The 19,311-nt window shown below is 62.4% G+C and carries 18 protein-coding genes and 1 pseudogene; 6 read left to right on the top strand and 13 right to left on the bottom strand.

Annotated features, from left to right (window positions below):
- Positions 1-106: 106 nt before the first annotated feature.
- Complete coding sequence (locus VN004_RS16490) at positions 107-1,069, top strand: LysR family transcriptional regulator (RefSeq protein WP_325612260.1); 963 nt, start codon at positions 107-109, stop codon at positions 1,067-1,069.
- Here the strand turns inward: VN004_RS16490 and VN004_RS16485 are convergent.
- From VN004_RS16485 to VN004_RS16455, 7 genes are all read right to left on the bottom strand, one after another.
- The gene (locus tag VN004_RS16485) at positions 1,022-1,957 is read right to left on the bottom strand and encodes a glyoxylate/hydroxypyruvate reductase A (RefSeq protein WP_325612258.1); all 936 of its coding nucleotides are present in this window, start codon (positions 1,955-1,957) and stop codon (positions 1,022-1,024) included. The two genes, VN004_RS16490 and VN004_RS16485, sit on opposite strands and share 48 nt — an antisense overlap.
- Complete coding sequence (locus tag VN004_RS16480) at positions 1,954-2,409, bottom strand: type II 3-dehydroquinate dehydratase (protein ID WP_325612256.1); 456 nt, start codon at positions 2,407-2,409, stop codon at positions 1,954-1,956. Before VN004_RS16480 ends, VN004_RS16485 begins: the two co-directional genes overlap by 4 nt.
- A gap of 321 nt (positions 2,410-2,730) precedes the next feature.
- Positions 2,731-3,747 (bottom strand): DUF4142 domain-containing protein, encoded by a 1,017-nt coding sequence (locus VN004_RS16475; protein ID WP_325612252.1) that lies wholly within the window; start codon positions 3,745-3,747, stop codon positions 2,731-2,733.
- A gap of 146 nt (positions 3,748-3,893) precedes the next feature.
- Positions 3,894-5,171, bottom strand: coding sequence for a TRAP transporter large permease (locus tag VN004_RS16470; protein WP_325612248.1), 1,278 nt, complete (start codon positions 5,169-5,171; stop codon positions 3,894-3,896).
- 3 nt (positions 5,172-5,174) lie between these two features.
- Positions 5,175-5,648: a TRAP transporter small permease gene (locus tag VN004_RS16465; RefSeq protein WP_325612246.1), complete on the bottom strand. Its 474-nt coding sequence runs from the start codon at positions 5,646-5,648 to the stop codon at positions 5,175-5,177.
- A gap of 49 nt (positions 5,649-5,697) precedes the next feature.
- Positions 5,698-6,696 carry a TRAP transporter substrate-binding protein gene (locus tag VN004_RS16460; RefSeq protein WP_325612243.1) on the bottom strand — a complete coding sequence of 333 codons (999 nt, stop codon included), beginning with the start codon at positions 6,694-6,696 and terminating at the stop codon, positions 5,698-5,700.
- Positions 6,697-6,751: 55 nt separating this feature from the next.
- A complete protein-coding gene (locus VN004_RS16455; protein WP_325612240.1) occupies positions 6,752-7,957 on the bottom strand; it encodes an acyl-CoA dehydrogenase family protein in 1,206 nt (401 codons plus the stop codon).
- Positions 7,958-8,098: 141 nt separating this feature from the next.
- Between VN004_RS16455 and VN004_RS16450 the strand changes: the two genes are divergently transcribed.
- Positions 8,099-8,662, top strand: a complete 564-nt coding sequence (locus tag VN004_RS16450; protein WP_325612238.1) for a MarR family winged helix-turn-helix transcriptional regulator — start codon at positions 8,099-8,101, stop codon at positions 8,660-8,662.
- Here the strand turns inward: VN004_RS16450 and VN004_RS16445 are convergent.
- From VN004_RS16445 to VN004_RS16420, 6 genes are all read right to left on the bottom strand, one after another.
- Positions 8,646-9,629, bottom strand: a complete 984-nt coding sequence (locus VN004_RS16445) for an amidohydrolase family protein (protein WP_325612235.1) — start codon at positions 9,627-9,629, stop codon at positions 8,646-8,648. The genes VN004_RS16450 and VN004_RS16445 overlap by 17 nt on opposite strands.
- An 85-nt stretch (positions 9,630-9,714) precedes the next feature.
- Positions 9,715-11,340, bottom strand: a complete 1,626-nt coding sequence (locus VN004_RS16440) for a CocE/NonD family hydrolase (RefSeq protein WP_325612231.1) — start codon at positions 11,338-11,340, stop codon at positions 9,715-9,717.
- A 155-nt stretch (positions 11,341-11,495) separates the two neighbouring features.
- Positions 11,496-12,386 (bottom strand): VOC family protein, encoded by an 891-nt coding sequence (locus VN004_RS16435; protein WP_325612229.1) that lies wholly within the window; start codon positions 12,384-12,386, stop codon positions 11,496-11,498.
- A gap of 30 nt (positions 12,387-12,416) precedes the next feature.
- Positions 12,417-13,286: an NAD(P)-dependent oxidoreductase gene (locus VN004_RS16430; protein WP_325612227.1), complete on the bottom strand. Its 870-nt coding sequence runs from the start codon at positions 13,284-13,286 to the stop codon at positions 12,417-12,419.
- 46 nt (positions 13,287-13,332) lie between these two features.
- On the bottom strand, positions 13,333-13,701 hold the full coding sequence (locus VN004_RS16425; protein ID WP_325612223.1) for a YciI family protein: 369 nt from the start codon (positions 13,699-13,701) through the stop codon (positions 13,333-13,335).
- A gap of 48 nt (positions 13,702-13,749) precedes the next feature.
- Positions 13,750-14,682 (bottom strand): fumarylacetoacetate hydrolase family protein, encoded by a 933-nt coding sequence (locus VN004_RS16420; protein ID WP_325612220.1) that lies wholly within the window; start codon positions 14,680-14,682, stop codon positions 13,750-13,752.
- Between the two features lie 193 nt (positions 14,683-14,875).
- Here VN004_RS16420 and VN004_RS16415 point away from each other — a divergent pair, with 193 nt between their 5' ends.
- The 4 genes and pseudogenes from VN004_RS16415 to VN004_RS16400 all read left to right on the top strand — a co-directional run.
- Positions 14,876-15,523 carry a TetR/AcrR family transcriptional regulator gene (locus tag VN004_RS16415; RefSeq protein ID WP_325612218.1) on the top strand — a complete coding sequence of 216 codons (648 nt, stop codon included), beginning with the start codon at positions 14,876-14,878 and terminating at the stop codon, positions 15,521-15,523.
- A gap of 203 nt (positions 15,524-15,726) precedes the next feature.
- Positions 15,727-16,935: an acetyl-CoA C-acetyltransferase gene (locus VN004_RS16410; RefSeq protein WP_325612215.1), complete on the top strand. Its 1,209-nt coding sequence runs from the start codon at positions 15,727-15,729 to the stop codon at positions 16,933-16,935.
- An 11-nt stretch (positions 16,936-16,946) separates the two neighbouring features.
- A complete protein-coding gene (locus VN004_RS16405; protein WP_325612212.1) occupies positions 16,947-19,064 on the top strand; it encodes a 3-hydroxyacyl-CoA dehydrogenase NAD-binding domain-containing protein in 2,118 nt (705 codons plus the stop codon).
- Positions 19,065-19,110: 46 nt separating this feature from the next.
- A pseudogene (locus VN004_RS16400) lies at positions 19,111-19,311 on the top strand (NAD(P)-dependent alcohol dehydrogenase); the annotation flags it as partial.

The following is a 19,311-nucleotide window of genomic DNA, read 5'->3' as shown; positions in this document are numbered from 1 at the left end:
TGCCTCCGCCTTGATCAGTCTCAAGGATTGCGCAGCGCACCTAAATCGGTAAAATATTTTATTCTTCCAATCTCCATCGGAATTCCTGATGGAGGGACGGGGTGCGATGAATTTGTCCCTGCGCCAGTTGCGTTATGTCGTGGCGGCCGCTGACAGCGGGCATGTCACGGCGGCCGCGAAGCGCCTCAATGTGTCGCAGCCGTCGATATCCAGCGCGATCGCGGAGCTCGAGAACGAAATCGGCGTGCCGCTCTTCATCCGTCATCACGCCCGGGGCGTGACGCTGACGCCGGTCGGCGAGCGGGTCGTGAATGAAGCGCGGCTTCTGCTGAAACAGGCTCAGGATTTTGCGCAAAACGCGATCGAACTCGGCGACGCCGTGAAGGGCGAAATCACCGTCGGGTGCTTCCTGACGCTCGCCATCCGTTTCATGCCGGGCCTGCTTGCCGGCTTCGCGCAGAAATATCCCCGGATTACGGTCACGCTACGCGAAGGCGACCAGGAGGAGATGATTTCGGCGATGCTCGCCGGGCGGGTCGAACTCGCGCTTGCCTACAATCTCGCGGTGCCGGAAGACATCAATGCGGAGCCGCTGATCGACCTGCCGCCTTTTGCCATCGTCGCGGCCAATCACCGTCTTGCACGCCGCAAATCAGTGCGACTGGCGGAACTCGCCGACGAGCCTTTCATCCTGCTCGATCTGCCGCATTCCCGCGATTATTTCTTCGGGCTGTTCCGCTCCACAGGCCTTACGCCACGTGTCGTATTCAAGTCGCGGTCACAGGAATTGATCCGCGGCCTCGTGGCCCATGGCCATGGCTTTGCGATTCAGAATGCGATCCCCGCGACCACCATTGCCTATGACGGGAACGAGATCGCCGTGCTGCCTTTCGAGGAGCAATTGCAGCCGACCCGGATCATGACGTTGCGGCTGAAGCATTACGCAACGCGCCCGGCGGTGCAGGCATTCCAGACCTATGTGCGCGAAGCCTTCTCGCCGGGCGGGATCTTTGCGCCCGGATCAATAACCGCGCCGGGGATCGATCTGGTGAAGCGGCGGAAGTCCTGAGCGGACGCGCCGGATGCTTTCGGCGACTTCCCGCGCGGCGGCCTCCGGCACCGTGATGCTGGCGAGATGCGGCGTGATCAGCACATTCTCCATGCGCCAGAACACGTGATCCTTGGGCAGCGGCTCGACGACGAACACGTCGAGGGTCGCCTCCGCAATCGCGCCCGATTGCAGGGCCGTAATCAGTGCCGGCTCATCGACCACGGCGCCGCGCGACGCATTGATCAGTTTGGCGCCCGCAGGAAGTCTGGCGAGGCGCTTTGCGTCGAGGAGGCCGCGCGTCTCCGGCGTCAGCGGCAAAAGGATGACGAGGATCTCGACTTCGCTGAGAAAGCCATCCAGCGTGTCGATGCCGGCCTGGCAGGTGACGCCCGGAATCTGTTTCTGGCTTCGGCTCCAGCCCCGCACATCGAAGCCCGTTCTGGCCAGTGCCTCGGCCGCCGGACCGCCGAGTTCCCCAAGACCGAGGACACCGACGCGGATATCGGACAAGGCGCGCGGGTGGACATATTTCCATTCGCTGCGGCGCTGGGCCCGCTCGAACACATGGATATCGCGCGCATAGCGGATGACGGAGAACAGGACATACGATGTCATCAGCGACACCATGCCGGTGTCGGAAAGCCGCGATATCGGCACGTCCGGCAAATCGTCACGACCGACGAGCGAATCCACGCCCGCGCCGAGATTGGTGACGAGTTTCAAATTCGGAAAGCGGCCGAAGAAGCCGGTAGGCGGCTTCCATGTCAGTGCGTAATGCACGCGCGCCGGGTCAACGGCGTCCGGATCGGTGTGAAATTCAAGGTCGGGAAGTTCGGCGGTGAGGGTTTTCTTCCAGGCGGCCGGATCGTCGAACGCGCTGTAGAAAATCAGGGCATCGCCGCTCATGCCTGACGCACTTTCTCGATCAGTTGCACCATCGCGGTGATCGCAAGCTCATAGCCAAGGGGGCCAAGGCCGGCCACGATTCCTGTTGCGGCCTTGGAGATGAAGGAGTGATGCCGAAACGGCTCGCGCTTGTAGATATTGCTCATATGCACTTCGATGATTGGCTTTTCATAGGCCAGCAACGCATCGAGAAGCGCGATCGAAGTGTAGGTGAGGCCGGCGCCGTTGATCAGGAGGCCGTCGGTATCCTTGCGGGCCGCCTGGACCCAGTCGATCAATTCGCCTTCGTGGTTGGACTGCCGGAAATCCAGACTGGCCCCGAGACGGTCGGCCTGTGCGCGGCAGCGCGCCTCGATTTGCGGAAAGCTTTCGGTGCCGTAGGTGCCCTTCGCGTCCAGCCCGTAAAGATTTGCATTCGGGCCGTTCAGGAAAAGAAGTCGCGGCGGTGTCATGCCAGTGTCCGAGAGCGGAGTGCCGGACACAGTAAGATCACAGGACGCTTGATTTATCAAAGGTTACCCGAAAGCCGACAACGCCGCCTATCGATGCGTTTGCGAGACGACTTATCGAGCGGATGCCGGAGCGCCCATCGCACGCCAAAAAATGACCCCGGCCCGTACCGTTTCCGGCAACTATGGTCGGGGTTGAAGTGGCCAGGTAATGGGAGGATCGCCTGGTCCCTTTCCAAGTTTCACCGTGACCAATTGTTCCGCAGGACCGCCGCCGTAGAGCGACGCGTTTCCCTGCAGAGCGCAGGGAAACGCATCTGTTTGTCAGTTTCCGCGGGCCTTGAAGGCCGGAGCTGCCTCGAGGTCCTGCTTGGTCATGCCACGCAGAACGATGCGGTCCGGATTGGTCGTCCCGGAGTTCTCGTTGGCGCGGTTCTGGTCGGATCGCATCGTGCCGGTGGTGGCGGCGTTGCGATCGCGGGCCTGAACGTCAAGCGCCTCGAACGGGATTGCGACCTTCTTTTCGCCGATACCGAGGAAGCCACCGACGCCCACGACGACGGCCGCGACTTCACCATCCCGCTGCAGAACGATGTCGTCGATCTCGCCGATCTTCTCCTCATTGGCGCCGTAGACGGTGGTGCCACGCAGGTCCGAAGCCATGATGTGGTTGGAGCTTGCCGTCGCCAGCGGGGCGGTCTTCTGCCCGGCCTGAGTCCGGTGCTGGGTCTGGGCGTGCCGGTTCTGGCTTGCGCCGGCCGGCGCCTGTCCCACCTGAGCCGGATTTTGCGGCAGCGCCTGCGCATGTTGCAAATGCTGCTGCAAAGCCGGCAAGGTCTTCTGCGCCCAGGCCTTCAGGTCCGCCATGTCCCCGTTCTTGGCGTAATCATCGAACAGCCGGATGGCGGACTGGTGCGCTTCGATCTGCTGGGTGCGGTAGAGCTGATAGAATTGCCGGTCGTCGGCCGATTTCAGTTGCTCAAGCTTCTGCTGGTGCTGCTTGTCCATCTGATCCGGGAGTTTGATGCCCTGGATCTGTTGCGCCATCGACTTCAGTTCGCTCGACGTCTTGGTGTGATCGTCCACCATCTGCCTGGCGAAGCGCTGGACGGCATCATCCTTCGACTTGTCGAGGGCCATCTTGTTCGACTGAAGTTCGAACATGTCTGAAATGGCGACTTTCTCGACGAATTGCCTGGTCGCCGCCGAGGCTTCGGTCTGACCCTGAGGTGCTGACTGCGATTGGGTTTGCGCGCCTTGAGGTGCCTTCGGGGTGCCGGTTTGTGCGTAAGCTGGCAGGGCGATTGCCATGCAGGTGGCAACAATCACGCCGCGTCTCATATTATTCTCCTCGATGGGAAGGGCTGTAATGGGGGCCAAACCCTGAAGAGCGCTGCTTGTTCCGATGCAAGATGCCGCAGCGGCGCCGGTGACGTGGAACCGGGCGCTCGCGTGACAAGTGCGGCTTTTGCGCTGAAGCGATGAGCCTAGTTCAGCAGCAGCCAGACCCCCGCCAGCGACAGCCAGGGGACGTAGGTGATCAACGCAAGGCCGATCAGGTAAAGCGCCGCAAAAGGAAGGATCCCGCGATAGATCGTCTTCAGGTCGATGCCGAGGACGGACTGCGCGACGAAAATGTTGATCCCGAAGGGCGGCGTGAACAGACCGATCGCGAGGTTTACCATCAGGACAATGCCGAAATGGACCGTGTCGATTCCGAGTGCCTTCACAACGGGGATCAGCAACGGGGTCAGCAAGAGGATCGCGGACAAGGGATCGAGGAAGCACCCGATCAGCAGCAGCACGACGTTCACGATCAGCAGAAACGACCATTGGCCGACGCCGAGCGACTGCAGCCAGGCCACCAGCGCGGCGGGAACCTGATTGACCGTCAGCAGCCAGGAGAACACGCCTGCACATGCTACGACGATCAGAATCTGTGCGGTGAAGCGCGTGGTTGCGACAGCGGCTTCGAGAATGTCGCGCCAGGTCAATTCGCGGAACACGAAACGGGTGACGAGGATCGCGTAGATGCAGGCGACCGCCGCCGCCTCGGTCGGCGAGAACACGCCGCCATAGATGCCACCGAGAATGATGACCGGAGCACCGAGCGCCCACAATCCCCGTACCGTCGCCTGAAGGAAGCGCTTGAATTCGAACGGCTGGCTCGCGCCGAAATTGCCGCGCCTCGCCTGCCACATCACATAGGCGGCCAGGATCGCGGCGATCAGCAAGCCAGGGATCATGCCGGCGGCATAAAGGCGCGGCACGGATTCCTGTGCCGCCGCCCCGTAAACGATCATCGGGATGCTGGGCGGGATGATGATGTCGATGGCGCCGACCGCCGTGATCAGGCCGGCGGCGAACGGCTTCGGATAGCCGTCCTTCACCATCGGCGGATACATGACCTTGCCGATCGTCGCGACGGCGGCAGCGCTCACCCCGGAGATGGCGCCGAAAATCGTCGCGGTTCCGACCGTCGTGATCCCGAGACTTCCGCGCAGGGGACTTGTGCCGGACTGCACGAAATCGACGAGCCGCTGGGCGACGCTGCCCCGGCCCATCAATTCGCCGGCATAGATGAAATAGGGGATGGCTAGCAGCGCGTAGGCGTTCACCGAACCGAACAGGTTCTGGTGCAACGCCGCAAGCGGCAGATTCATAAAGAACACGAGCGCGACCGTGATTGCGGTCAGCAGCACGAGAAAGATCGGAAATCCCAGCAGCAGCAGGACGATCGGTACCAGCCCAAGCGCGAAACTCATGGCTCAGCTGTCCTTCGGAGCGGGCGCGGTCTGGCTGCCGGTCAGACGCTGCAGCGCGCGCAACAGCATCATCAGCGCAATGGCCGCAAAGCTCACCGTGATCGCGCTGTGCGGGATCCAAGTTGGGATATGGGCAATGTCGCTGACCGCGCCGAGCGCATAGATGCGTTCGACATACTTGAACGATTGCCAGGCGACGAATGTGGCGACGACGAACATCACGACGAGTTCGAACCAGCTCACCAGCCCGCGAATCCGCGGCGGGCACGACGTGATCAGCACGTCCATTCTCAGATGCATGTCGCGCCAGGTCACAAGGGCCGCGCCAAGGAAAGCGATCCAGACCAGGATATAGATTTCGACCTCATCGACACCGTTCAGCGCATATCCGGCAAGATAGCGTCCGACGACGTTGGTGAAGTTGAGACAGATTCCGACGATGAGGGCGACAGCAAGGACGCGCTCGATCCAAGTCACGAGCGCGTCCACATACTTGTCGATTGAGGGTAGCAAAAGACCAGCGTCCTCAGTTTGCGCGTTCGGCGGCGGCCGAAAGCGCGTCGAAGTCGGCCTTGATCGCGGCGTTCTTGCTCAGCAGGTCGGGCAGAACCGACTTGACCTGATCGAGGTAAGCCTTGCTCTCGGCCGGGGACAGTTCGATCAGTTCGCCGCCGTTCTTCTTCCAGACGCCGGCGGTGCGGTCGACGTCCTCGATGGCGAACTTCTGGATCTTTTGCTGCGCCTTGAAGGCCTCGTCACGAACCATTGCCTCCAGCTCCGGGCCAAGCGACTTCAGGAAGTTGCGATTGGCCATCACCGGCGCGATCAGATACGAGCCGGGAAGGGTCGTCAGGCCCTTGGCGACATCATAGTATTTGAAGGCCGTAAACACCGTGGCGCTGGCGATCAGACCGTCGATCGTGCGGTTCTGCATCGCCGACAGCACTTCACCGAGCGGCATCGACACCGGAGCGGCGCCGAGCTTCTTGAACGGTTCGATTTGAAGGGGAGCCGCGCCGGGAACGCGGATCTTCTGGCCCTTGAAGTCCGCGACCGCGCGGATCGGCTTGTGCGACAGCAGCAGCAGCGGCCCGTGCGGCACAATCGCGATCGGCTCGATGCCCTTGCTGTTGCCGAGGGTCGAAAGCTGCTTGCGCACCGCGGGATCGGCGAAGACCCGCTGGGCATGGGCCTGGTCCTTGAACAGCCCCGGCGCGTCGAATACCTGGAAGCGCGGCTCAAGACCGATGAAGAATCCGGAGGCGGGCACCACGGCTTCGATCGTGCCCATTGCGGTGCCTTCGACGGTCGCCGGGATCTGACCGAGCTGGTTGGCCGGATAGAACTCGACCTTGATCTTGCCGCCCGAGCGCGCCTCGATGCCGGCCTTGAACTCCTTCGCCCATTCCTGGCTGGCATCGTTCACCGTCGGCGACGAGATCTTCATGGTGTAGGTTTGCGCCTGGGCTGCCGTGGCGCAAAGCAGTGCGGCCGCGCCGGCCGCAAGGCTACGAAATACAGTCATTATTCCTCCGTTTGTGCTTCCTTTGCGGACGTTTGCCCTGATCAGTTAGCCGGGGTCAGTATTGTCCTTTCGGCTCAAGTCCGAAGACATGCTGGCCATACATGGAGCCGACCGCATCCCAGTTCAGGCTGATATGCGAGCTCGCGGCGTGGATATCGCGCCAGAAGCGCTGCACCGGATGGTGCATGCCGAGCGCGGAACCGCCCATCGCGACGAACACCGCGTCCACCGCCTGCACGCAAAGCTTCGTCGCGAAGGCGTGCGTCAACCGATTGCGCAGGCGCATGTCGACGTCAACGGTTTTGCCGGCATGCACGGCTTCGCTGGTTTCGCGAATGTCACGATGCACCATCAATTGCGCGGCATCGATGGACGCCGTCGCCTCGGCGACGCGAAGCTGCACAGTGGCGAATTCCGACATCCGGTTATTGCCGCCGGCGACCGCGCCGCGCGTCGTGCGATTTCCGACCTGGTCGATGAAGGCCTGCAGCGCACCGCGCGCCATGCCGAGCGCAGGCGACACGAGGCAATTCGGTACGACAGCAAGCATCGGCTGCCGGTAGATCGGATTGGTGTTGATTGCGGTCCCGGGGGTCTGGCCGGTCAGCATTTGCTGGAACGTGACGACGCGATGCTCAGGGATAAACGCATCCTCGACGACGATGGTCTTGCTGCCGGTGCCGCACAGACCCATCGTGTTCCAGTCGTCATGGATGGTGTAGTCGGACTTCGGAACCAGAAAAAAGCCCGGCTTCGCGCCATCGGCCATCGGGATAATCCCGCCGACAATGCCCCATGACGCGTTGTCGACGCCGCTCGCGAAACTCCAGCGTCCGCTCAGTCGATACCCGCCCGGCGCCGGCGCGGCCTTGCCCGCCGGCGCATACGACACCGCGGCGACCGTATCGTAGGAGTCGCGCCAGAAATCGTGCTGCGCCTCTTCGGGATAGCAGGCAATCATCCAGGGATGGACCGCGCCGAGGCTATAGACCCAGCCGGTCGAACCGTCGCCGCTCGCGACCCTGGACACCGCCTCGACGAAGACGTCGTACCCGTATTCGAAGCCGCCGAAGCGCTTCGGTTGCATGACGCGGAACAATTCCAGCTCGCGCATCAATTCGACGAGGTCAGAGGATACCTGCCGCGCTTTCTCGAATTCCGGGGCACGCTCGCGCGCGATCGCGCCGACCTTTTCGGCGCGCGTCAGCAATTCGGCGATGCTCGGAATAGACGGGGTCTGGGCGGTTGCGACACGTGCCACGTCTTCCTCCTTTGTTTTGTTTTCAGATTAGTCCGCCGGCAGGGCAGCGGCAAGCAGAAACTTGCATTTGCAAGTAATCACCCGTGAACCTTCCTTTGCTGCGGTGCCGTGCGTAGCCAAAAATACTTGAATGCGAAGATCATGACGCCTATCGAGGGAGCAAATCGTCGCAGCCAGATCCGCGAAATGCCACGCAAGCTGATCCTGCAGGACTTCCTGCCCTACCTTCTCAATCGTGCGGGTCTGCGTGTCGGGCTGATGTTCTCGCGCGACATCGAGCCGTTCGACGTTTCGCTGCCGATGTGGCGCGTGCTGGTCGAGCTGTGGCGCAACGGCGAGCACCGCCTCGGCGAATTGTCGGAGCGGACGTCCATCGATATGTCGACGTTGTCCCGCCTTGTCGTTGCGATGCAGCGAAAGGAACTGATCGTGCGCCGGCGATCCGGACTTGACGGTCGCGCACTGAGCCTGACGCTCACACCGCGCGGATTGACGCTGGCAGAGAAGATCGCGCCATACGCAATGCGTTACGAAATGGTGGCGATGAAAGGCATGAGTACGCGGGAAGTCGCAACGCTCAAGGACCTGCTCAAGCGCGCCTACACGAATCTTGAAGAGGCCGAGAAGAAGCCGGCGAAACGGCCGGCCGCAAAAGCGCGGCCGGCCAGAAAGCGGGCGAAACGCCGCGTCAAATCTTCAGCTTGAACAGCTCGACGCAGTTGGTGCGGCCGATCTTGATACGGTCGTTTTCGCTGATCGAGGCGGCGTCGAACCAGATCGACGCATGATCGATATTCTCGAACGGCCAGTCGGTCGAGAACAGGATGCGGTCAGACCCGACTTCGAGGATCGCATCGATCAGGGTCTGGGTGCGGAAATTGCCCGACGTGGTGAGCCAGAAATTCGAGCGGAAATAGTCGCCGAGCTTCTTCTTCGCCGGGTATTTGGGCGGCAGATGCAGCGTCCATCCATTGCGGTTGTCGACGCGCCACATCGAATAGGGCAGGCCCTCGCCCATGTGGCCGAGCACGATTTTCAGGTTCGGATGCGCGTCGAACAGGCCGGACGCCATCAGCCGCAAGGCATGGACGGCGGTCTCCTGGCCAAAGGCCCAGGTCGGTCCGAGCAGCCAGGGATGACCCTCGTAGATGCGTGCGTCCTGCGCCAGCGGATTGCGCGGATGCAGGTAGAACGGCACATCGAGCTTTTCGTTTTCGGCCCAGAATGACCAATATTGCTTGAGGTCGTAATAGAGCGGCACATTGGGATCGCCGGCCTGCGAGAAGCCGTTGACCAGCGAGCCGACAAAGCCGAGCTCCTTGACGCAGCGCTGCAATTCGCGCGCCGCGAGGTCAGGGTCCTGCATCGGCAGGGCCGCAAGACCCTGGAAGCGGTCCGGGCGCTTGGCGACCTGTTCGGCCAGGAAGTCGTTGGCCTTGCGGGCCAATTCGTTTGCCCGCTTCACGTCCGGGATGGCCTGGATGGCCGGCGCATTGAGCGACAGCAGCATCATCTCGATGCCGTGCTCGTCCATCTGCTGCAGCCGCTTGCCGTGAATGTCGAGGAGACGCGCGCTGAGCTCGGTCCAGATCGCGTCAGGCAGGAAGCCGTTTGAATCCTGCAGCGTGTCGTCGATGGCGAAATGCTCTTCGAGCGCGATTTTGCCTTTCATACTGCCCTCCCGGCGCTGACCTGATTAGTTCAGGACGTCCTATGGCAAATTATTTTCATGTGCAAATAATTTGTGTCCTGGGATTTCAGCCCTGCACGACCGGCAAGAGGATGTGCGAGGGGTGTTCGCTGCTGTGGTGCAGCGTGTCCCGTCCGACCTTGTCCGGCGTATAATCGTGCTGGAACACGAATTCGGTCAGCTGGGAATCGCCGTTGGCGATCTCCAGGCGAATGCGGCTTCCCTTCCGGAACCGGTTGGCCGTCGGCATCACCGCGATCTGGAACAGGTAGATTTTTCCGGGCTCGATAGGCTCGGGGGCGACATGGCTGTACCAGGGTGCACAGGGCAGCGACTTTTCGGCATCGATCGCCCGATGCGAGGCGCGCAGCCAGCCTTTCGTCACCACGCGTGAACGCGGCTGCGCTCCCTCGGGCGTTTCGGCGTCCCGAGGAAATTGTTCGGACAGCTTGACGATGAAATCGGTGTCGCTGTTGCTCGATGACGCGTAGAGATTGAGCTGGATCGGGCCTGCGATCTCCAGATCGCTGTCCAGCGGGGCGGAGGTGAAGGTGAGCACGTTCCGCACCGGGTCCGGCCTGCCGCTCTTGTCGAAGCCGACGACGCCCGCGCGCCATTGCGGATTGGGATAGTCGTAGCTCGTCGAGCCGGTCTGCGGGGTGTCGCTCAGGCTGCCATCGTTGAGCGAGGTCACCGACCCCGTCGGGCCAGCGCCGAGATAATAGGCGCGATAGGATATGTTCTCCGGCGGCCAGGTTTTCGCGGTGCGAAACTCTTCCGCGCCGGGCACGAAATAGCGGACGTCCGGTTCGTCGAGATACGATGTCTTCTCGCCCTTGAGATAGCAGTCGTAGAACGGACGCAAGTAAGTCTCGTGGAAAGCGATACTGGAAAAGTCGGCGACCGCGGCAAACAGCGATGACGAACCGAATACCAGCAGCTTCTTCGGCGATTGCGTGCGCTGGAATCCGACGATGTTGCCGTTCAGATGCAGGTCGACCTTGGTCCAGACCCCGATCGAGAACACCGGCACCTTGATCTTGTCGAGATGTTCCGCCGCGGCCCGTTCTTTCCAGAAGGTGTCATAGGTGGTGTGGCGTTTGACTTCCCCGACATAGTCCCATTCGATGAGGCGCGAGGGGCCGCTGGCCGGATACTGGTTGATGTTGCGCGTCGTCGAATTGTACCAGATCGACGGAAACGCGCCGGGAATGCCGCCCGTATAGGCGGACGAACGATAGGTATCGACATTGCCGTCATAGGGCGCGATGCAAGCCAGCCCTGGCGGGTTCTGGATGCCCATGAACCATTGCATGCGGGCATAATAGGATTGCCCGATTCCACCCACCTTGCCGTTCGACCAGCTTTGCTGCGTGATCCATACGATGACGTCGTAGAGATCGCGTTGCTCCTTCGGGCACATGTAGCGGTATTCGCCGCCCGAGCGGCCGGTGCCGCGAACGTCCAGGTGCACGAAGGCGTAGCCGTGTGACAGGTAATAATCGATCGGCCCGGTCTCACGCCACAGGAAGATCGGCGTCGCCGGGGCGACATTGTTGTCGAAGCGATAAGGCGAAGCGGCGAACAAAGTCGGAAAGCGGCCCTTGCCTTCGGGCAAATAGACGGCCGCAGCGAGCTCGATCCCGTCCGCGGCCCGAATGTTGGCTATGAAGCTCGGCTGTAATGCGTGCATGTCGAAAGCTCATTTCGCCGCCTGCCCCGCACGACGGGCACGAGGTTATGAAGGCGTCTTCTCGTCCTGGCAGGAGAGCAGACGGCGCGCAGGGGCGCCGTCTGCCATCGATCAGTTCGCGGCCGGGCTTTTGTCCGGTACGCCGAAAACGCGGCTTATTCCATCATCTCGTCGGGGGGCATCGGCCCCCAGAGATTTGCCGATTCCGGAGCCTTCGGCCAGGTCTTCGGACGCTGCGGATTGTCGCGATGCCACGGACGCGGCTCGAAATATCCGAGCTGCTCGTCCTTCATCTGGTCGAGCTCGGCGAAGAATTCGGTAATCAGCCCGTTCGGGCTCCGGTGATAGGAAAACAGGTTGTGCCCGATCCCGTGCCGGCCGGGACCCCACAGCGTCTTGTATCCATGCTGGCTGATGTAATCGAGCGCGGTCTGCATATGCGCCCAGTCGCGCAGCTCGAACGCCGTATGGAAATGCTTGTTCTTCCCGGTCTCCACCAGATTGATCGTGTGGTGATCCGGACCGCAACGCAGGAACGAGAAATAATCGCCCATCCAGTCCGACACCCGGAAGCCGAGCACGTCGCAATAGAATCGCGTTGCCCGTTGCGCATCGGTGACGTGGAAGGCGATGTGGCCGAGCTTGTGCGGCACCACGCCGCCCTTGCTGGTGAAAGGCTGCTTCTGCGGTTCTGGCTGCCGGAACACTTCCATCACCGTGCCCTTGATGTCCTCGAACGACACCATGTCGGGGATCGTGGGCTGTGAATCCCGTTTGCGCTCGGTGCGAATGCCATGCGCCGCCGTCTGCTTCTCGAAGCCGTCGAGGTCGTCGTTCGGTCCGAGCTGGAAGCCGATATGCGTGCAGCGGGGGTGCGAACCCTTGCGCAGCACCACCGAATGATGGTCGACGGTGTTCGCGAGATAGACAGCGTCGCTGTCGCGCCCCGTCACCGTGAGCCCGAGGATCTCCGTGTAATATTCAAGCTGATGTTCGAGGTCGGGGACCTCGTAGACGGCATGAGAGATTTTCCGTACGCCGATCATCGCGATGGCTCCTTCAGTTGCGTCTGGTGATCAGTTGCGTCTGGTGGTTTCGAAATATTCGAGCATCGCTGCGACATCGCGGTCGCCGATATTCGGAACGGCGCGCGCGAACAGATCGATCAGCGAGTCCAGAAGATCGGTGGCGACGCCGGCGTCCTTGGCCATGTCCTTCGCGGTGTCGAGGTAATGAGCGAGACCTGCCGCCGACCCCATCTGCGGCATGAACCTGCGCTCCGCCATTAAGGGTGCGCGGATCGCGAAAGCAGAGGAGCCGCCGCTGCCGGTTGCCACCGCCTTGATGAGCATGTCCTTGTCGACGCCGGTTTTCAGACCGAGCGCCATCGCCTGCGCGGTGCCGGCGATATGCAAAGCGACGAGGAAATTGTTGACCAGCTTCACCTTGGTCGCAGCGCCGAAATCGCCCAGATGCAGGCACAGATCGGCGAAATCCGCGACGATCGGCTCGAGCTTTTTCACCGCTTCAGCCGGACCGCCGAGATAGATCACCGCCTTGCGCGCCTGGACCATGCCCGGCGTGCCGCTCACTTCGCCGTCAAGAAAGACCGCGCCCTTTTCGGCGAGCGGAGCCACATATTGCTGTTTGACCGGGACCGGGTGCGAACCGAATTCGACGATGATCTGGCCGGGCCGCGCCGTCTTTTTCAGGCCATCCGGGCCGTTGATGACCTCTTCGAGCGCGTCGTCGTTCGGCAGGCAGGTGAACACAATGTCGGCCTGCGCACCGATATCGGCCGGCGATTTCGCCCTGATGCCACCAAGCGCCTCGAACTCCGCGAGTGACGAGCGGCGATAGCCGAGGACGCGGTAACCCTTCCTGATCAGGTGCTCGCAAATCGGCAAGCCGATTTTCCCGACGCCGATGAACCCGATGGTTTGCACGCGGCAACCTCCCTGATCCGCGGTTTTGCCCTCGCGCGGCGCGGCGTTATGCAATCTTTGCAGTCTGGTCCGAGAAGTTGACGGTGACGCTGAGCGAGCCTTCCATCACCGTCCAGGGCATGATCTTGAACGTGCGGATGCCGTGAATGACGAACGGGTCCTTCAACGCGATCCGCCGGGCTTCGTCCTCATCGGCCGCGCGCACGATGGTCATGCCGTCGGCCTTTGACGGATCGCCGAGCGGTCCGGATGCGAACAGCTTTCCCTCGCGTTCGAGCTCGATCATGTATTGCAGATGATCCGCGAGATAAGGCGTCACATCGAGGCCTTTGCCCTGCGAGAAAATGACGAACAACTTCAGTCGCAGCATCCCTTTCAGGAGTTCTGCGATCTTCATCTGGGCGGCCGACGGCATCACGCAACTCCCTACAAAAACGCGCTATGCACTTGACGCACTTCGGATCTACGCGGAGTCGGCAACCATCCGGTTGGTCAGGGTGCCGAGCTCGGCGATCTCGATCTTCACCTCGTCGCCGGGCTTGAGGAATTCACCCCTCGGAAGTCCGACGCCCGATGGCGTGCCGGTCGCGATGATGTCACCCGGTTGCAGCGTGACGTGCCGGCTGAGATAGGCGATCTGTTCCGCGGTGTTGTGAACCATCTTGCTGGTGTTGGAATCCTGCTTGAGGACGCCGTTCACCCACAGCTTGATGCTGAGATTGTGCGGATCGGAGATATACGCCGCCGGCGTGAGCCAGGGCCCCATCGGCGCCGCGTCATCGAAACATTTCTGGCCGATCCAGTCATAGACGAAGATCGAGCCTTCCCGCTTCATCAGATCGCGGGCCGACAGATCGTTGACGATCAGGTAGCCTGCGACCGCGCTGAGCGCGTCCTCTTCGGAAATATTGCGGGTCGGCCGGCCGATGACGGCGGCAATCTCGGCTTCCCAGTCGACCTGCTTCGAAAAGCTCGGCAAGCGGGCGGGGGCGCCGTCGCCAATGATCGACCCGGCGGCGGTCTTGAGGAAGAACCATGGCTCCGCCGGCTTGCTGACATGCACATCGCGCCCGGTCGTCTGCTTGGCGATGGCCGCCATCTCGTTGAGATGATCCCAGTAATTGGCGCCGGCGCAATAGAACGCGCCGGGATAGAGGACCGGAGCCAGCAGCTTGACCTGCGCCAGCGGGACGCCGCGCTGAGCAATAGCGCTGTCCGTCGCGGCTTTCGCAAGGCGCTGATGCGTTTCGTCCCAGGCGCGGAGAATGTCGATGACGGTCGAGAATTTGTCGCCGAGGATTTGCGTGGCGGGCACCACGCGGTCTTCGATCAGAACACCTGCGATCGGCGTTCCCTGATTGTCGGCATAGCTGATGAGCCGATAACCGGACTGCATTCATGTCCTCCCGAGCAGCGCGAAGTTTGTTCTGTTGCCTAGTACTGTACTGTACGTTACAGTCAAGCACTCGATGCGTGCAACAGAAAAGTTCTGGCGCGAGATGACGACATCCCCTGGTTTGGTAAATCGTATGTCAGCACAGGACATAAAGGCCGCCCCGGGGAAAGCGCGTGCAAAGGCGCGCACGAGTGTGAAGCGCGCGCGATCACGGCCGGTTGCAAAGGCGGCTCCTGTCTCCGATCCGCGGCGCGAGCGGCTGATCAGGCTCGCTGCGCCGCTTTTTCTCAAGAAGGGTTACGACAACGTTTCGATTGACGACGTTATCGGCGTTGCGGGCGGTTCGAAGGCGACGATCTACGCATGGTTCGGCGGCAAGCAGGGCCTGTTCGAAGCCGTGGTCCAGCAAAAATGCGACGATGTCACGCTCGCGATCGACATCGACGCCGGCGGCACTCTGGACGAGCAGTTAACCAAGATCGGCCGATCCTTCGTCACGACGGTGCTGACCGCGCCGATCCTGGAATTCCATCGGCTGATGGTTTCGATCGGCCGCACCTTTCCGGAAGCCGGGCGCTTGTTCTTCCAGTCCGGACCGGCGTCGGCCTATCTCATCGTTGCGCGCTGGATCGAGCGGCAGCAGAAGGAAGGCCTGATCATAAAAGAAGACCCCTATCGGCTGGCGGTGCTGTTTCTCGACATGCTGATCGGGGAACACCAACTCGGCTGGCTGACGGGTATGCCGCATGCTGCGCAGAAAGCGAAGCTCGAGGAGACCGTGCGTGTCGCCGTTCGCGTTTTTCTCGGCGGATGCCGCACGCAGAGATCGACCCGTCCCTGATCCTGGCTGCTCGCGCATTCAGATTTCGCTTTTTGCGCGGGTTGCAGGGCACGGATCAACCGGCGAGAATTCGAAGCCCCGCGGCTTGAACTCCTACCAGCGGTCCGATATCAATAATGAAACGTCATTCCGAACAACGGAATGAAGGAGAGGTGCCGCAGCGTTGATGTTCGCGCACGCGGCCCCCGGGCAGGAAACGCAGCATGGCCGATGCGTTGATCTATGATTCCTTGCGCACTCCGCGTGGCTCGGGGCGCGCCACGGGAAGCCTCCACACGCTTTCACCGATCGACCTCGGTGCGACTGTTCTAAAGGCGCTGGACGAGCGAACGGGCTGCACGCGCGCGACAATCGACGACATCGTGTTCGGCTGCGGCGATGCGGTCGACGACCAGGGGGCCGACATCGCGCGCTCTTCGCTGCTGCGCGCCGGCTTCGACGAGCGCATTTCGGGATCGGTGGTAAGCCGCTTCTGTTCCTCCGGGCTCGATGCCGCCAACGCCGCCGCGGCGCGGGTGATGGCCGGGCAGGCGGATTGCATGATCGCGGGCGGCGTCGAGATGATGTCGCTCATCTCCATGGGTGGCACGGGTGGCCCATGGGGCAGCGATGCCGAATTCAACACGATCACGAATTTCACGCCGCTCGGGGTCGCCGCCGATCTCGTGGCGACGCTCGACGGTCACAGCCGGGAGGATGTCGATGCCTTCGCGGTGGAGTCGCAGAAACGTGCGGCGCGCGCGTGGGACGAGGGGCGGTTTGCACGCTCCGTGATTCCGGTGAACGACTTCAACGGAACGCCGTGCCTCACGCGCGACGAGCATATGCGTCCCACGACCGACATGGCGACGCTTGCGAAGCTCAAGCCCGCATTCGAGACGATGGCGGTCAAGGGCGGCTTCGGCGACATCGTGCGTCACCGCTATCCGCAGGTGAACCGGCTCAACCATGTTCACACCGCCGGCAACTCGTCCGGAGTCGTGGACGGCGCGGCCGCAATGCTGATCGGTTCGCCCGCGCTCGGCAAGGAGCTCGGTCTGAAGCCGCGTGCGCGGTTCGTCAGCTTCGCCACGGTCGGCTGCGAGCCCTGTCTGATGCTGACCGCGCCGGGTGAGGCTGCGCGCAAGGCGGTCGCACGGGCGGGGCTGACGCTCGATGACGTCGATTTGTTCGAGGTCAACGAGGCCTTCGCGTCGGTGGTGCTGCATTTCATGGAAGAGACCGGCGTCTCGCATGATCGCGTCAATGTCAATGGCGGCGCCATTGCAATGGGCCACCCGATCGGCGCGACCGGCAATATCCTGATCGGCACGCTGGTGGATGAACTCGAGCGCACCGGCGCAAAGCGCGGGGTTGCCACACTCTGCGTTGGCCTTGGCATGGGCGTAGCCACGCTCATCGAGCGGGTGTGAGAAAGCGTACAATGATCCGGCAAGAGAGCCTCGGCGACGGCATTGCACTTCTCGTCTTTGACAGTCCCGGACCGGTGAACACACTCGGTGCCGAGGACAATGTCGAGTTTGCCGCCCTGATCGACCGTCTGCTGGCGGATGAGTCCGTGAAGGGAATCGTCCTGACCTCGGAGAAGCGCGATTTTCTCGCCGGCGGCGATCTCGACCAGTTGCGGCGCGTCGAAACTCCGGCGGATGCCATCGCAATCGTGACGCCATTTCTGAAGGCGATCCGCAAGCTCGAGACCGGCGGCAAGCCGGTGGTCGCCGCTCTCAACGGCACCGCGCTTGGCGGCGGTTTCGAACTCGCCCTCGCATGCCATCGGCGGATTGCGGCCGATGTGCCGTCCGCACGCTTCGGTCTTCCGGAGGTTACGCTTGGGCTTATGCCCGGTGGCGGTGGCACGCAGCGCCTGCCTCGCCTGATCGGGATTGCTGCCGCCGCGCCGCTGTTGCTCGAAGGCAAGCGGCTCAAACCCGCCGATGCGCTTGCAGCCAGGATCATCGATGAAGTGGTGCCGCCGGACGAGTTGCGCGCGGCCGCGAAAGCCTGGGCGCTCGCCAATCCGGGCGCGGCGCAGCCCTGGGACGTGAAGGGGTACAAGCTGCCGGGCTTCGCGCCGCAATCGGCCGAGGGCCGGATGTTCTTCATGGGAAGCTGGACGCGGCTGCACAAGCGCAGCGCCGGTTGCGATCTTGCGAGCGAAGCGATCCTGCAGGTGCTGCATCATGGTCTCGAGCGTGGGCTCGATGCCGGCATTGCCATCGAGACCCGCTACTTCGCGCGGCTCGCAGCGTCAGCCGACGCCAAGGCGAAGATCCGTACGCTGTTCGTCGGCACGACCGAAGCCAAGGCGATGAAGATGCGTCCGAAAGACGTGCCGCCGTCGAAGCCCGCGCGCGTATCGGTGATCGGTGGCGGGGTGATGGGGCGCGGGATTGCCTATGTCTCGGCCCAGGCCGGAATGCAGGTCGATCTTATCGACGTGTCGGATGACGTCGCGGCCAAGAGCCGGCAGGCCATTGCCAAGAGCGCCGAGCGGGACGCCGAGCGCGGACGGTTGCGCGGCGGTTCTCATGCCGATGTGATTGGGCGCATTCAGGCATCCTCATCGTATGACGGGATCGCGACAAGCGACATCGTGGTCGAAGCCGTGTTCGAGCGTCCCGACCTGAAGCGCGACGTCCTGAAGAAGGCGGCGGCCGTGGCGCGGCCAGGCACTCCGATCGCGAGCAATACTTCGAGCATCCCGATCTCCGAGCTCGCGTCCGCTATTCCCGATGCATCCTGCATGATCGGGTTGCATTTCTTCTCGCCGGTCGAGCGCATGCCCCTTGTGGAGGTGGTCCGCACCGATGCCACATCCGATCAGACGCTGGCGCGCGCGCTGGATTTCCTGAAGGCGATCGACAAGACACCGGTCGTGGTGCGCGATGGTCTCGGCTTCTTCACCAGCCGGGTTGTCACGACCTATTCCAGCGAGACCATGAATCTCCTCGCGGAGGGCGTTCCGCCGCAGCTGATCGACAACGCGGCAATCAACGCGGGTTTCGCGCTTGGGCCAGTCTCGCTCTGCGACATGGTCACCATGCCGCTGCTGAAGGACATTTTTGCGTCGATGCGCGGTGACGGTCATCGCATCGCCGACCAGGGAAGCGTGGCGCGCGAGACGGTCGGCAAGCTTGTCGATGCCGGCCGCGTGGGCAAGGTCCAGGGCAACGGCGTCTATTCATACGATGGCGAGGTGCGCGATCCTTGGGATGGTCTCGCCGCGTGTCTCGGCACCAAGCCATCGAGCCTTGATGAAACGGCAGTGCGCGAGCGCCTGCTTTATGTTCAGTCGCTGGAGGCGATCCGCACGCTGGAGGAGGGGATCGTGGCGCGGCCGATCGATGCCGATCTCGCCGCGGTCCTCGGCTGGGGTTACCCTGCGCATCTCGGTGGCGTTTTCGCCTATGTCGATCGCATCGGTGCCGCGGAATTCGCGCGCAAGGCGCAGGAATATGCCGATCGCTTCGGCGGGCGGTTCACGCCGCCGGCCATATTGCTCGACATGGCCAGGGATAACCGCAAATTCCACGCATTGTGAGCGCCGGCGCCGCGTCGCGTCTGCAGAAAAACACGGAGCTGCTTCGATGAAGGCCATGGTGATGGGCGGATTGGGCCTCTCCAACCTCGCGCTGCGTGACGTACCCGATCCCAAGCCCGGTCCCGGCCAGGTGCTGGTGCGCATGCGCGCCGCCTCGCTGAACTTTCGCGACCTGCTGACGCTCGACGGCAAGTACGGGGGAATGCAGAAGCGCGAGAACCTGATCCTCCTTTCGGACGGCGCCGGT

This window comes from Pseudorhodoplanes sp., assembly GCF_035565855.1.
Lineage (GTDB): Bacteria > Pseudomonadota > Alphaproteobacteria > Rhizobiales > Xanthobacteraceae > Pseudorhodoplanes.
The sequence above is the reverse complement of the archived record's forward strand: the minus strand, read 5'-3'. Positions and strand labels throughout refer to the sequence as shown.